At 74.5% G+C, this 13353-nt stretch carries 11 protein-coding genes; 8 read left to right on the plus strand and 3 right to left on the minus strand.

Annotated elements, in window-relative coordinates:
• The 5 genes from rimO to IE249_RS12895 all read left to right on the plus strand — a co-directional run.
• The coding region (gene rimO / locus IE249_RS12875; RefSeq protein WP_189704949.1) for a 30S ribosomal protein S12 methylthiotransferase RimO at positions 1-1388 on the plus strand (1388 nt) is incomplete at its 5' end.
• Positions 1385-2335: a CDP-diacylglycerol--glycerol-3-phosphate 3-phosphatidyltransferase gene (gene pgsA, locus IE249_RS12880; RefSeq protein ID WP_189704950.1), complete on the plus strand. Its 951-nt coding sequence runs from the start codon at positions 1385-1387 to the stop codon at positions 2333-2335. The genes rimO and pgsA, both read left to right, overlap by 4 nt.
• The gene (locus IE249_RS12885; protein ID WP_189704951.1) at positions 2332-2895 is read left to right on the plus strand and encodes a CinA family protein; all 564 of its coding nucleotides are present in this window, start codon (positions 2332-2334) and stop codon (positions 2893-2895) included. The genes pgsA and IE249_RS12885 overlap by 4 nt, the downstream gene beginning before the upstream one ends.
• Before the next feature lie 109 nt (positions 2896-3004).
• A complete protein-coding gene (locus IE249_RS12890) occupies positions 3005-3379 on the plus strand; it encodes a helix-turn-helix domain-containing protein (protein ID WP_189704952.1) in 375 nt (124 codons plus the stop codon).
• Between the two features lie 233 nt (positions 3380-3612).
• Entirely contained in the window at positions 3613-4164 is a 552-nt protein-coding gene (locus tag IE249_RS12895; RefSeq protein ID WP_189705230.1) for a hypothetical protein, read from the plus strand.
• Here IE249_RS12895 and IE249_RS12900 read toward each other — a convergent pair.
• The 3 genes from IE249_RS12900 to IE249_RS12910 all read right to left on the minus strand — a co-directional run bounded on the left by IE249_RS12900 (position 4112) and on the right by IE249_RS12910 (position 11035).
• On the minus strand, positions 4112-4876 hold the full coding sequence (locus IE249_RS12900; RefSeq protein ID WP_189704953.1) for an SDR family NAD(P)-dependent oxidoreductase: 765 nt from the start codon (positions 4874-4876) through the stop codon (positions 4112-4114). The genes IE249_RS12895 and IE249_RS12900 overlap by 53 nt on opposite strands.
• A 32-nt stretch (positions 4877-4908) precedes the next feature.
• The gene (locus IE249_RS12905; protein WP_189704954.1) at positions 4909-5754 is read right to left on the minus strand and encodes an Fpg/Nei family DNA glycosylase; all 846 of its coding nucleotides are present in this window, start codon (positions 5752-5754) and stop codon (positions 4909-4911) included.
• A 325-nt stretch (positions 5755-6079) separates the two neighbouring features.
• Positions 6080-11035, minus strand: a complete 4956-nt coding sequence (locus IE249_RS12910; protein ID WP_189704955.1) for an ATP-dependent helicase — start codon at positions 11033-11035, stop codon at positions 6080-6082.
• 109 nt (positions 11036-11144) lie between these two features.
• On the opposite strand from IE249_RS12910, the gene IE249_RS12915 reads away from it, so the two are divergent.
• Genes IE249_RS12915 through IE249_RS12925 form a run of 3 tightly spaced genes read left to right on the plus strand, consistent with a single transcriptional unit; the run spans position 11145 to position 13176 of the window.
• On the plus strand, positions 11145-12164 hold the full coding sequence (locus IE249_RS12915) for an AraC family transcriptional regulator (protein WP_373304381.1): 1020 nt from the start codon (positions 11145-11147) through the stop codon (positions 12162-12164).
• A gap of 8 nt (positions 12165-12172) precedes the next feature.
• Positions 12173-12871 (plus strand): AzlC family ABC transporter permease, encoded by a 699-nt coding sequence (locus IE249_RS12920; RefSeq protein ID WP_373304382.1) that lies wholly within the window; start codon positions 12173-12175, stop codon positions 12869-12871.
• Positions 12868-13176, plus strand: a complete 309-nt coding sequence (locus IE249_RS12925; RefSeq protein ID WP_189704957.1) for an AzlD domain-containing protein — start codon at positions 12868-12870, stop codon at positions 13174-13176. The genes IE249_RS12920 and IE249_RS12925 overlap by 4 nt, the downstream gene beginning before the upstream one ends.
• The last annotated feature ends 177 nt before the right edge of the window (positions 13177-13353 follow it).

Consider the following 13353-nt stretch of genomic DNA (forward strand, 5'->3'; position numbering starts at 1 on the left):
AGGCGGACGGCTGGCAGCTCGTGGAGGACGCCGCGGACGCGGACGTCGCCGTGGTCAACACCTGTGGCTTCGTCGAAGCCGCCAAGAAGGACTCCGTCGACGCCCTCCTCGAGGCCAACGACCTCAAGGACCACGGCAGAACCCAGGCCGTGGTCGCGGTCGGCTGCATGGCCGAGCGATACGGAAAGGAGCTCGCCGAGGCCCTCCCGGAGGCCGACGGCGTGCTCGGCTTCGACGACTACGCCGACATCTCCGACCGCCTGCAGACCATCCTGAGCGGCGGCATCCACGCCGCGCACACCCCGCGCGACCGCCGCAAGCTGCTCCCGATCAGCCCGGCCCAGCGCCAGGACGCCGGCGCCGAGGTCGCCATCCCCGGGCACGGCCCCACCGACCTCCCCGAGGGCGTCGCCCCCGCCTCCGGGCCGCGCGCGCCCCTGCGCCGCCGCCTGGACGGCTCCCCGGTCGCCTCGGTCAAGCTCGCCTCCGGCTGCGACCGGCGCTGCTCCTTCTGCGCCATCCCCTCCTTCCGCGGCTCCTTCATCTCCCGTCGTCCGAGCGACGTGCTGAACGAGACGCGCTGGCTGGCCGGGCAGGGCGTCAAGGAGATCATGCTGGTCTCCGAGAACAACACCTCCTACGGCAAGGATCTGGGCGACATCCGCCTGCTGGAGTCCCTGCTGCCCGAGCTCGCCGAGGTCGACGGCCTCGAGCGGGTCCGCGTCAGCTACCTCCAGCCGGCCGAGATGCGACCCGGACTCATCGACGTCCTCACCTCCACCCCGAAGGTCGCGCCCTACTTCGACCTCTCCTTCCAGCACTCCGCGCCCGGCGTGCTGCGCGCCATGCGCCGCTTCGGCGACACCGACCGCTTCCTGGAGCTGCTGGACACCATCCGCTCCAAGGCGCCCGAGGCCGGCGTGCGCTCCAACTTCATCGTCGGCTTCCCCGGTGAGTCCGAGGCCGACCTGGCCGAGCTGGAGCGGTTCCTGAACGCCGCCCGGCTGGACGCCATCGGCGTCTTCGGCTACTCCGACGAGGAGGGCACCGAAGCGGCGACGTACGACGGCAAGCTGGACGAGGACGTCGTCGCCGAGCGGCTCGCCCGGGTCTCCCGGCTCGCCGAGGAACTCGTCTCCCAGCGGGCCGAGGAGCGCGTCGGCGAGACCGTGCGCGTGCTGGTGGAGTCCGTGGACGCCGAGGAGGGCGCCCTGGGCCGGGCCGCCCACCAGGCGCCGGAGACGGACGGCCAGGTGCTGCTGACGAGCGGCGAGGGCCTGGCCCCCGGCCGTATCGTCGAGGCGAAGGTGGTCGGTACGGAGGGCGTCGACCTGGTGGCCGAGCCGCTCCCGGACTCGCTCGCAGGGCTTGAGGAGGCAGCCAGATGACCGGAGTCCCGGCATCCGCGGGCGGCTCCTCCGGCGCGCAGGGGGCGGCCGCGGGGCCGGTCCCGGGCGGCGGCGGCACGGGCGGGGCGCCGGGCGCCGAGGGCGATCCGGGCACTTCCGGCACCGGCGGGGTTTCCGGCGGGCCGGGGGCTTCCGGAGCCGGCGAGGTTTCCGGTGTACCGGGCGGTCCCGGGGTTTCCGGCGGTGGCGAGGGTTCCGGTGTGGCGGCGGCTTCCGGTGCCGCGCGTGCCTCGGGCGGTTCCGGGGCCGGCGGGGTATCAGCCGGTACCGGCGGTTCTGGTGGTTCGGGTTCTGCGGGGACGGCTCGCGGCGGGAAGATCGCGGCGGCGGCCGTCAACCAGGCCAGCGTGTGGAACGTGGCCAATTTGCTGACCATGCTCCGGCTGCTGCTGGTGCCCGGCTTCGTCGCGCTGATGCTGGCCGACGGCGGATACGACCCGGCGTGGCGCTCGCTCGCCTGGGCGGCCTTCGCCATCGCCATGATCACCGACCTGTTCGACGGTCACCTCGCGCGTACCTACAACCTCGTCACCGACTTCGGGAAGATCGCCGACCCCATCGCCGACAAGGCGATCATGGGCGCGGCGCTGATCTGTCTCTCCGGCCTCGGCGACCTGCCCTGGTGGGTGACCGCCGTGATCCTCGGCCGGGAACTGGGGATCACCCTCCTGCGTTTCCTGGTCATCCGCTACGGCGTGATCCCCGCGAGCCGCGGCGGCAAGCTCAAGACCCTCACCCAGGGCGTGGCCGTCGGGATGTACGTCCTGGCGCTGACGGGCTGGCTCGCCACCCTGCGGTTCTGGGTGATGGCCGTGGCCGTCGTCCTGACCGTGGTGACCGGGCTCGACTATGTGAGACAGGCCATCGTGCTGCGCAGGCGGGGAATCGCCGAGCGCCGCGCGGCGTTGGAGGAGTCGCAGGGGTGAGTTCACCGAGTTCGCCGAGCTCCTCGGCCGCCGAGGTCGTGGCGCTACTCACGGTGAGGGGCGAGACGGTCGCCGTGGCCGAGTCGCTGACCGGCGGACTGGTCGCCGCGGAGATCACCTCGGTACCCGGGGCCTCCAAGGTCTTCCGGGGCTCGGTCACCGCCTACGCCACCGAGCTCAAGCACCAGCTGCTGGGAGTGGACGCCACCCTGCTGGCCGAGCGGGGAGCGGTGGATCCGCAGGTCGCGGCCGAGATGGCGGCCGGGGTACGCAAGGCCCTGGGCGCCGACTGGGGCATCGCGACCACCGGGGTCGCCGGCCCCGACCCCCAGGACGGACAGCCCGTCGGCACGGTCTTCGTGGCCGTGGACGGGCGTCCCACGACGGAGCCCGGCGCCGCCCCCGGCCGGAAAACGGTGGCGCTGCGGTTGAACGGCGGCCGGGCGGAAATTCGTATGGAGAGTGTACGGAGCGTACTCGCACTGCTTCTGGAGCGGATTGCGGGCGAACAGACCGGGAATGAGCGGGCACAGGATACGGAACGGAACGGGGGGTTTTGATGTTTGCAGCCCAGAGTGAACACGACATCGCTCCCCGCACGGCCGCGGCGCGAGGCGGTACGGTGGGGCGTGAAGGATGCGGCTACGCGGTCCGAGGAGGGAGCCACCGATGATTCTGCTCCGTCGCCTGCTGGGTGACGTGCTGCGTCGGCAGCGCCAACGCCAGGGCCGTACTCTGCGCGAAGTCTCCTCGTCCGCCCGAGTCTCGCTCGGCTATCTCTCCGAGGTGGAGCGGGGGCAGAAGGAGGCTTCCTCCGAGCTGCTCTCCGCGATCTGCGACGCGCTGGACGTACGGATGTCCGAGCTCATGCGGGAAGTGAGCGACGAGCTCGCCCTCGCCGAGCTGGCCCAGTCTGCTGCGGCCACCGATTCCGTCCCCACGCCGGTTCGCCCGATGCTGGGTTCCGTGTCGGTGACCGGTGTGCCACCGGAACGGGTGACCATCAAGGCGCCCGCCGAAGCTGTGGACGTGGTCGCCGCGTGATCTGTCACGCGTGCGCGTGAGCTGACGCATACGTCGAAAGGCCCCGGCCGGGGCTTCTTCCGGGAAACCGGAGGAGCGCGGCCGGGGCCTTTGAGCTGCCCCGCGTTTGCCGCCCCCGGGCGGGGCGGTGATGGTGGAGGCCGGGTGCGCCTGTGCGTGCTCCGGTGCGCCCTCCCGTGGGCGAGGACGGCGTTCCGGGCTTCGGGCTAGCTTTTCGGGCTGGAGGTGGGCGCGTGGGTACGACGGCGGGGCCTGCGATGCGCTGGGGGCTGGCCCTGGGGCTGGGCGCGGTGTGGTGGTGGGCGGTGCTGCGCCTGGTGCTGTCGGACGACGCCGGACTGCTGGAGGGGGCCGTCGCGGCCGGTGGCTGGGGGCTGAGCCTGCTGCCCGTGCACTGCGTGCCCGAGGCTGTCGCGAGGGAGGACCGGTCCGGGAAGCGGTCCCCGGTGGAGTCGCCGCCACCATCGTCCGAGCGGCCGGAGCCGGTCGTGCCGTCCGAGCCGGTCGTGTCCGAGCCGGTGGAGCGGTCTGGATCGGTCCTGCCGTCCGAGCCGGTGGAGCCGGGCCGTACGCCCGAGCCGGTGGATCCGTCCGGCAGGCCGGTGGGGCCGGTGGAGCCGTCCGTCCCGTCGGACCCGGTCCGCCTGGACGAGTCCGGGGGCTGGCCCTACGGGGGCTCCGGTGGGGCAGGCGAGGCCCTCTCCCCGGACTCCGGCGGCTGGCCGTTCGGGGCTACCAGGGCATCGCGACACCGCCGTTCGGACGGAGGATCTGACCCGTCGTGAAGGACGACGCGTCGGAGGCGAGGTACAGCACGGCGTGGGCGACGTCGTCGGCCTCGCCGACCCGGCCCAGTGGTGCCATCCGCGCCATCAACGCCTCGGTGTGTGTCTGTTCCCCGGCGTCGTGCCGGTCGGTCATCGGTGTGCGGATCCAGCCCGGCGCGACGGCGTTGACGCGGATGCCGTGCGGACCCATCTCGGTCGCCAGCGTCCTCGTCAGCTGCACCACGGCCGCCTTGGCCGCGCCGTAGCAGAGCAGCCCGGCCGCGCCCGTGTCCACGGCGCCCGAGGCCATGGTGACGATGCTGCCCCTGGTGCCGTGGGCGAGCATCAGCCGGGCCGCCTCCCGGCAAGCGTGCAGTACGCCCTTGAAGTTGACGTTCAGCACCCGGTCGAGATCCTCGTCGCTGGTCTCCATGACCGGGCTGCTGTGCATGATCCCGGCGATCGCCGCCATCACGTCCAGTTGCCCGCACGACTCGACGGCGAGCCTGAGCCGCGCCCGGTCGGTCACGTCCAGGGGATGGGCGAGCGCGGTGCCGCCGAATGTCTCGGCGAGGGCGGCCGTCTCGTGCAGCCCCCGCGCGTCGAGGTCGGCGCAGTGCACGGTGGCCCCTGCCTCGGCGAGCAGGACGGCGGTGGCCCGGCCGATGCCCCCTGCGGCGCCGGTGACGAAAGCGGTGCGTCCGGTGAGGTCGTACGCCTTGACGGGCATACAGGGACCGTACGAGGCTTTCTGACGGATCGTCAATTAGACGTACGGTAATAGCGCTCCCGCCATCTCTGCGGGGAGCCCGGCGCGGGCGCGGGGCCGGCCTGGCAGGTGGGGCACCAGTACGTCGGGCGCTCCTGGGAGCCGTCACCCTGGTCGGCCACGCGGACGGAGGTGCCGCAGCGCAGACAGGGGCGGGGCGCGCGGCCGTAGACGAAGAGGTCGTGGCCGCGCAGGCCGGTGGTCCGGCGGACCGGGCGGTCCCGGTTGGCCTCCAGAAGCCGCTTGGCGAGCCCGGGCAGCCTGGCGGCGCGGTCGGAGGGGAGCGCGCCCACGGGCAGCCACGGGGTCACACCGAGCAGGAAGCACAGCTCGCTCTTGTACACGTTGCCGATTCCGGCGAGGTTGCGCTGGTCGAGCAGGGCCTCGCCGAGCTCGCGGGCGGGGTCGGCCAGGAGGTTGGCCAGGGCGGCCTCGGGGTCCCAGTCGGGGCCCAGGAGATCGGGGCCGAGGTGGCTCACGACCCGGTCCTCGTCCGGCGTGCGGAGCAGTTCGAGCACCGGGAGGCGGTAGCCGACGGCGGAACGGTCCGCGTTGGCGAGCACGACACGGATCTGGTGGGCGGGGCCGCCCTTCCAGCGTTCGCCGGTGCCGTAGACCTTCCAGGCGCCCTCCATCCGCAGGTGGGTGTGGAGCGTCAGGCCGCCCTCGACACGGGTGAGCAGGTGCTTGCCGCGGGAGACGGTGTTCAGGACGGTACGGCCACTGAGGTCGACCGTGGCGTACTTCGGCACCCGGAAGTCGCTCCGGGTCAGCACCTTGCCCGCGAGGGCGCCGTGCAACCGCCTCGCGGCCTGCCAGACCGTGTCGCCTTCGGGCATGACTCAAGGGTGACACGCCCCCACCGAGGAACGCGGCGGGGCCGGCGCGGGCAGCCGTGCGGACGATGGCCGCGGGGCCGGCGTGGACCCCCGGGCCCGGCGGTGGCGGACTCCGGAACGTTGCCCGGCGGACCTGGCCATGCTCGGCGGGGTCGGCCTGCCATGTGGACCGGGCCCTGCCGGGCGGGTGGGCTCGGCCGGCCCGGTGGACTCGGCTTTGCGGCCGCGGGGTCGGCGCGGACCGCGGGCCCGGCTCTGCCCGCCGCGCCCGGCCTGCCCGTGCCGACCCGGCCCTGCCGGGTTTCGGCCCGAGCCGGCCGGGGCTTCAGGCGCGGAGGCGTAGGCCGCGTGGGGTCGCGATGAAGCCCGCTCCTTCCAGGAGAGTGCCTATGGGGGAGGTCAGAGCCTGGACGCCGTTGACGCGCTCCACCGTGACCGTGCCGAGGGAGCCCGCCCGGGCAGCCCCGGCGAGCGCCTCGGCGGCGGATCTCAGCCGCGGGTCGTCGGCGGCCGCGCCCTCGGGACCGGCGGGCCAGGCCAGCAGGGTCTTGCCGCCGCGCTCCATGTAGAGCGTCAGCTCACCGTCCACGAGCACCACCAGGGAGCCCGCCTTCCGCCCCGGCTTGTGCCCGGCGCCGGTCGGGGGCTCGGGCCACGGCAGCGCCGCGCCGTAGGCGTTGGCGGGGTCGGCGGCGGCGAGCACCACCGCCCGTGCGTCGGCGGCAGGGGTACGTCCACGGCGGTCGCCGAAGGCCGGGCCGGCGCCCGACCCGTACGGCGGAGCCTGCCTGCCCCCGCGTGGACCGCCCTGGCCGGGCGCGGCGAAGTCGCGCGGGGAGACGTAGTCACCCGGGGCGGGACCGCCGGCGTCGAGCCAGTCGAAGTCCCCGCCCAGGTCGGGGAAAGCGAACCCGTCCGCCGGAGGCGGAGCACCGTCGGGTGCCCCGAAACCGCCCGGGCGGCCGGCGCCGCCCGGGCCGGCCGGGTCCACGCCTCCGAAGCCCGCGCCGGAGCCCGCACCGGGCGGCAGCCCTTCGCCCCGCTCGCGGGCGTTCGCCACCGCTCGCAGACGGTCGACCGCCCCGTCCATGGCGAACTGGGCGGCCCCCAGGCCCTCCACCACATAACCTCGCCGGGCCTGGCCGCTCTCCTCGAAGGCGGACAGGATCCGGTACACCGCCGAGAAGCCGCCCTCCACCCCCTCCGCCGCCACCGCGCCCCTGGTGACGACGCCGTGCCGGTCGAGCAGCGTGCGGGCGAGCGCGTGGGCGCGCACGGTGGGGTCCGCCTCGCGGCCGGGCAGCAGGGACCAGCGTCCGGCGACCGTCGGCGGCCCGTTGCGGGAGGCGGTGCGCGCGGCGGCCGTCAGCGAACCGTAACGCCCGCGCGGGACCGCCCTCTTGGCCCGGTGGGCCGTGGAGCCCGCCGTGCGGCCCGAGCCCAGCAGGGAACGCATCGGGGCCAGCGTGTCGTTGGTGAGCCGGCCGGACCAGGCCAGGTCCCAGACGGCGTCGGCGAGTTGGGGGTCGGTGGCCTCCGGGTGCGTGGTCGCCCGTACCTGGTCGGCGATCTGGCGGAAGAACAGGCCGTAACCGCCGGACAGCGCGTCGAGGACCGACTGATGGAGGGCCGTCGGCTCGAGCGGGTGCGGGGGCGGCAGCAGCACCGGCGCCGCGTCCGCCAGATACAGGGAGACCCAGCCGTCCTTGCCGGGCAGGGCGCCCGCGCCCGCCCACACCACCTCACCGGCCGAGGTGAGTTCGTCCAGCATCGACGCGGTGTAGTCGGCCACGCGGGACGGCAGGACCAGCTTCTCCAGGGCCGACGCGGGCACCGCCGCGCCCTGCAACTGCTCGACGGCGCGCACCAGTCCGTCGATGCCGCGCAGACCGTGTCCCTTGCCGATGTGCTGCCACTGGGGCAGGAACTGGGCGAGCGCGGGCGGCGGCACCGGCTCCAGCTCGTGCCGCAGCGCGGCCAGCGAGCGGCGGCGCAGCCGGCGCAGCACCGCCGCGTCGCACCACTCCTGGCCGATGCCCGCCGGGTGGAACTCGCCCTGCACGACCCGCCCGCTCGCGGCGAGCCGTTGCAGCGCGCCGTCGGTGACCGCCACGCCCAGGCCGAACCGGGCCGCTGCCGTGGCCGACGTGAACGGGCCGTGTGTGCGGGCGTAGCGGGCGAGGAGGTCGCCCAGCGGGTCCTTCACCGGCTCGGTGAAGGCCTCCGGGACGCCTACCGGCAGGGCGGTGCCCAGGGCGTCGCGCAGCCGGCCCGCGTCCTCGATCGCGGCCCAGTGGTCGGCGCCGGCGATGCGCACCCGGATGGCCCGGCGCGCCCGGGCCAGTTCCTCCGCCCAGCCGGGCTCGGCGCCCCGCTCGGCCAGCTCCGCGCCGGTGAGCGGGCCGAGCAGCCGCAGCACGTCGGCGACGCCTTCTACGTCCTTGACGCGGCGGTCCTCGGTCAGCCACTGCAACTCCCGCTCCAGCTCGAGCAGCACCTCGGCGTCCAGCAGCTCGCGCAGCTCCGCCTGGCCCAGCAGCTCGGCCAGCAGCCGCGAGTCCAGGGACAGGGCGGCGGCCCGCCGCTCGGCGAGGGGGGAGTCGCCCTCGTACAGGAACTGCGCTACGTACCCGAAGAGGAGCGAGCGCGCGAAGGGCGACGGCTCGGGGGTGGTGACCTCGACCAGGCGCACCTTGCGGGACTCGATGTCGCCCATCAGCTCGACCAGGCCGGGCACGTCGAAGACGTCCTGCAAGCACTCGCGGATCGCCTCCAGGACGATCGGGAACGAGCCGAACTCGCTCGCCACCTGGAGCAGTTGTGCCGCACGCTGGCGCTGTTGCCACAGCGGGGTGCGCTTGCCCGGATTGCGGCGGGGCAGCAGCAGCGCGCGGGCGGCGCACTCGCGGAAGCGGGAGGCGAACAGGGCCGAGCCGCCGACCTGGTCGGTGACCACCTGGTCGACCTCGCCCTTGTCGAAGGCGACGTCCGCCGCGCCCACGGGCGCCTGCTCGGCGTCGTACTCCGAGCCGGCCCGCGCGGGTTCCTGGTCGAGCAGGTCCAGGCTCATCAGGTCGGCGTCGGGCAGGCGCAGCACGATGCCGTCGTCGGCGTGCATCACCTGCGCGTCCATGCCGTACCGCTCGGACAGGCGGGCGCCGAGCGCCAGCGCCCACGGGGCGTGCACCTGGGCGCCGAAGGGGGAGTGCACCACCACCCGCCAGTCGCCCAGCTCGTCGCGGAAGCGCTCCACGACGATCGTCCGGTCGTCGGGGATGTGACCGCAGGCCTCGCGCTGCTCCGCGAGGTACGACAGGACGTTGTCCGCGGCCCACGCGTCGAGGCCAGCCGCCAGGAGCCTGAGCCGCGCGTCGTCCTGCGGCAGGGAGCCGACCTCGCGCAGGAACGCGCCCACCGCGCGGCCCAGTTCCAGCGGGCGGCCCAGCTGGTCGCCCTTCCAGAACGGCAGCCGGCCCGGCACGCCCGGCGCGGGCGAGACCAGCACGCGGTCGCGCGTGATGTCCTCGATGCGCCAGGAGCTGGTGCCCAGTGTGAACACGTCGCCGACCCGGGACTCGTAGACCATCTCCTCGTCCAGCTCGCCGACCCGGCCGCCGCCCTTCTTGGGGTCGGAGCCGGCGAGGAAGACGCCGAACAGGCCGCGGTCGGGGATCGTGCCCCCGGAGGTGACGGCGAGGCGTTGCGCACCCGGGCGGCCGGTGACCGTGCCCGTCACGCGGTCCCACACCACGCGCGGGCGCAGCTCCGCGAACGCGTCGGAGGGATAGCGGCCGGCGAGCATGTCGAGCACGGCCGTGAACGCCGACTCGGGCAGGGACGCGAACGGCGCTGCCCGCCGCACCGCCGCGAGCAGGTCGTCGACCTGCCAGGTGTCCATGGCCGTCATGGCCACGAGCTGCTGTGCGAGGACGTCCAGCGGATTGGCGGGCACCCTCAGGGACTCGATGGCGCCCGAGCGCATCCGCTCGGTGACCACCGCCGCCTGGACGAGGTCGCCGCGGTACTTGGGGAAGACCACGCCGGTGGAGACCGCGCCGACCTGGTGTCCCGCACGGCCGACCCGCTGCAGTCCGGAGGCCACGGACGGCGGGGACTCCACCTGCACGACCAGGTCCACGGCGCCCATGTCGATGCCCAGCTCCAGGCTGGAGGTGGCGACCACCGCGGGCAGCCGGCCCGCCTTGAGGTCCTCCTCGACCAGGGCGCGCTGCTCCTTGGACACCGAGCCGTGGTGGGCGCGGGCGATCACCGGGGGCGCGCCGTGCGCCGCGCCCGAGCCGCCCATCAGCTCGGCCGGCGAGTGGTGCTCGTCCAGGGACTCGCCGGTCGCCCGCTCGTAGGCGATCTCGTTGAGCCGGTTGCACAGGCGCTCGGCCAGGCGGCGGGAGTTGGCGAACACGATCGTGGAGCGGTGGGCCTGCACCAGGTCGGTGATCCGCTCCTCGACGTGCGGCCAGATCGAGGGGCGCTCCGCGCCGTCGTTGCCGTCGGCCACCGGGGAGCCGCCGAGCTCACCCAGGTCCTCCACCGGCACGACCACCGACAGGTCGAACTCCTTGCCCGACTCCGGCTGGACGATCTCCACCTTGCGGCGCGGCGAGAGATAGCGGGCGATCTCGTCGACCGGACGGACGGTCGCCGACAGCCCGATGCGGCGGGCGGGCCTGGGCAGCAGCTCGTCCAGGCGCTCCAGGGACAGCGCCAGATGCGCGCCGCGCTTGGTGCCCGCCACCGCGTGCACCTCGTCCAGGATCACCGTCTCCACGCCGGTCAGCGCGTCGCGCGTGGCCGACGTCAGCATCAGGAACAGCGATTCGGGGGTGGTGATCAGGATGTCCGGCGGGCGTGTGGACAGGGCACGGCGCTCGGCGGCCGGGGTGTCGCCGGAGCGGATGCCCACCCTCACCTCCGGCTCGGGCAGGCCGAGGCGGACCGACTCCTGACGGATGCCGGTGAGCGGGCTGCGCAGATTGCGCTCCACGTCCACGGCGAGCGCCTTGAGCGGCGAGACGTACAGGACCCGGCAGCGCTTCCTGGGATCGGCCGGGGGCGGGGCCGAGGCGAGCTGGTCGAGCGCGGCGAGGAAGGCGGCCAGCGTCTTGCCCGAGCCGGTGGGCGCCACCACCAGCACGTCCGAGCCCTCGCCGATGGCCCGCCACGCGCCCGCCTGGGCGGCGGTGGGCGCGGAGAAGGCCCCCGCGAACCAGCCGCGGGTCGCGGGGGAGAAGCCGCCGAGGGCCCCATGTGCGTCGCTGACCATGCGTCCATCCTGCACCCGGGCACTGACAATGCGCTGTGACCTGCGCTTTTCATTCGGTCGGTCATCCGGTGCGTCGTTGCGCCGCGGCTCCGGGCGGCAGAATTGAGCCATGGCGGGAACCGGCGTGGAGCGTGCACGGCACTGGCGGTACGAGGAACTGCCCGGTGTCGACCTGCTGCGCGCCCGGTACGTCCGCAAGGAGTTCGTGCGCCACACCCACGAGCACTTCGTGATCGCCGCCATCGCCGAGGGCCTCGAGGTCTTCCACCACAGCGGATCCGACCAGTACGCGGGGCCGGGCGCGCTCGCCCTGGTCAACCCCGACACCCCCCACACCGGGCGGGCCGGCGTGCCCGAGGGATGGCGGTACGGGGCGGTGTACCCGGCGCCGGAACTGGTGGCCGAGATCGCCGCGGAGACCACGGGCCTGCACGGGACGCCCGGATTCGTCAGCCCGGTGCTGGACGATCCCTACGCCGCACGTCTCGTGCACCAGGTGCTGCGGGCCGCAGACGAGGGCAACGCGCTGGCCGCCGACACCCTGCTGCGGGTCGCGGTGACCCGGCTGCTGCGGCTGAACGGCGGGCCGCTGCCGCAGCGCGAGGTGCGCACGGCGGGCAGCCGGATCGCGGCACGCGCGCGTGCCGTCCTGGAGGAGACCATGGACGGGCCGCCGTCCCTGGAGCGGCTCGCCGCCGACCTCGGGGCGAGCCCGTTCGCGCTGCTGAGGGCCTTCCGGGACACCTACGGAATGCCGCCGCACGCCTGGCTGACCGATGCCCGGGTGCGGCGGGCCAGGCGGCTGCTGGACGCCGGCACCGTGCCCGCCGAGGCCGCCGCCGCCGTGGGCTTCACCGACCAGTCGCACCTGAGCCGGCACTTCTCCCGCATCGTGGGCGTGCCGCCGGGCGCCTACCAGCGCGAGCGCAAGAACGTACAAGACGCCCGGCCGCGGCTCCTCCTACCGTCGGGGGTGTGGCAGAACAGACAGCGCGAGCAGACATACGCGCCGGCGGAGGAGACACCGGCGGAGCAGGACGGGCCGGCGGAGCGGCCCACGAACCCGGCGGAGCGGCGGCCCACGGCGGGAAGCCGGACTCCGCCGTCGTCCGGGACGCCCTCGGCGTAGGCATCGCCGTGGGACTGTCGGGGTTCGCCTTCGGGGTGACCTCGGCGGGCGGCGGCCTGACCCTGCCGCAGACCTGTGTGCTCAGCCTCCTGGTGTTCACCGGCGCCTCCCAGTTCGCGCTCGTCGGCGCGCTGGCGGCCGGGGGCAATCCGTTCACCGCGGCCGCGGGCGCCTTCTTCCTGGGCGTGCGCAACGCCTTCTACGGGCTGCGCCTGTCGCAGGTGCTGGCCCTCCCGCGCGGGATACGGCCGCTCGCCGCCCAGTGGGTCATCGACGAGACCACCGCTGTGACGCTCGCCCAGCCCACGCGCCGCAGCGCCCGCATCGGCTTCACGGTGACCGGGCTGAGCCTCTACGTGCTGTGGAACCTCACCACATTCCTCGGCGCGCTGGGCGCCAAGGCGCTGGGGGACACCGACGCGTGGGGTCTGGACGCGGCCGGGCCCGCCGTGTTCCTCGCGCTGCTGGCGCCCATGCTGAAGACCACCACCGAGCGGGCCGTCGCCGCCCTCGCCGTGCTCCTCGGGCTCGGCCTGTTGCCCGTGCTGCCGGCCGGCGTGCCGGTGCTGGCGGCCGCGCTGGCAGCCCCGGCCGTGCTGTACCTGGAGGGCCGCCGCCGCGCCGACCGCGCCCAGAGCGACGCGGACGACGTACGCGAGGACGCCCACGGTGACATGCGCGGTGACGCACGAGAGGAAGACCGTTGAACATCTGGATCGCCGTCGCGGTGACCGCCCTGGGCTGCTACGCCGTCAAGCTCGCCGGGCTGCTCGTGCCCGCCGGCGCCCTGGAGCGGCCGCTGGTGAAGCGGCTGGCGGCGCTGCTGCCCGTCGCCCTGCTCGCCGCCCTCACCGCGCAGCAGACGTTCGCCGACGGACACGCGCTCGTCCTGGACGCCCGGGCGGCCGGGCTGGCCGCCGCCGCCGTGGCACTGGTGCTGCGGGCGCCGTTCCTGCTCGTCGTCGCGGCCGCCGTGCTGGTGACGGCGGGCGTGCGGGCCATGGGGGGCTGAGCGCGGGACCTGCGATCGGCGCGTGGTCAGCCGATCGCCCGGCCGTGGGCCCTGAGGGTGCGCAGCGCCTCGATCGTCACCATGGGGCGAGCCTCCAGCGCGATGCCCGGGGCCCACTGGCGCCATGTGACGGGCCAGCCTCCGTCCTGCTGCTGTCGCCCCGCCAGGAAGTCCAGG

Source organism: Streptomyces anandii JCM 4720, from assembly GCF_014650655.1.
In the GTDB taxonomy this organism is placed as follows: Bacteria; Actinomycetota; Actinomycetes; order Streptomycetales; family Streptomycetaceae; genus Streptomyces; species Streptomyces anandii.

What these genes read in the sequence shown, in the direction of transcription:
- IE249_RS12905 (WP_189704954.1), bottom strand. Translation starts at nt 5,754, where the DNA reads ATGCCCGAAGGCGACACGGTCTGGCAGGCCGCGAGGCGGTTGCACGGC.
- IE249_RS12890 (WP_189704952.1), top strand. Translation starts at nt 3,005, where the DNA reads ATGATTCTGCTCCGTCGCCTGCTGGGTGACGTGCTGCGTCGGCAGCGC.
- IE249_RS12915 (WP_373304381.1), top strand. Translation starts at nt 11,145, where the DNA reads ATGGCGGGAACCGGCGTGGAGCGTGCACGGCACTGGCGGTACGAGGAA.
- IE249_RS12910 (WP_189704955.1), bottom strand. Translation starts at nt 11,035, where the DNA reads ATGGTCAGCGACGCACATGGGGCCCTCGGCGGCTTCTCCCCCGCGACC.
- IE249_RS12900 (WP_189704953.1), bottom strand. Translation starts at nt 4,876, where the DNA reads ATGCCCGTCAAGGCGTACGACCTCACCGGACGCACCGCTTTCGTCACC.
- pgsA (WP_189704950.1), top strand. Translation starts at nt 1,385, where the DNA reads ATGACCGGAGTCCCGGCATCCGCGGGCGGCTCCTCCGGCGCGCAGGGG.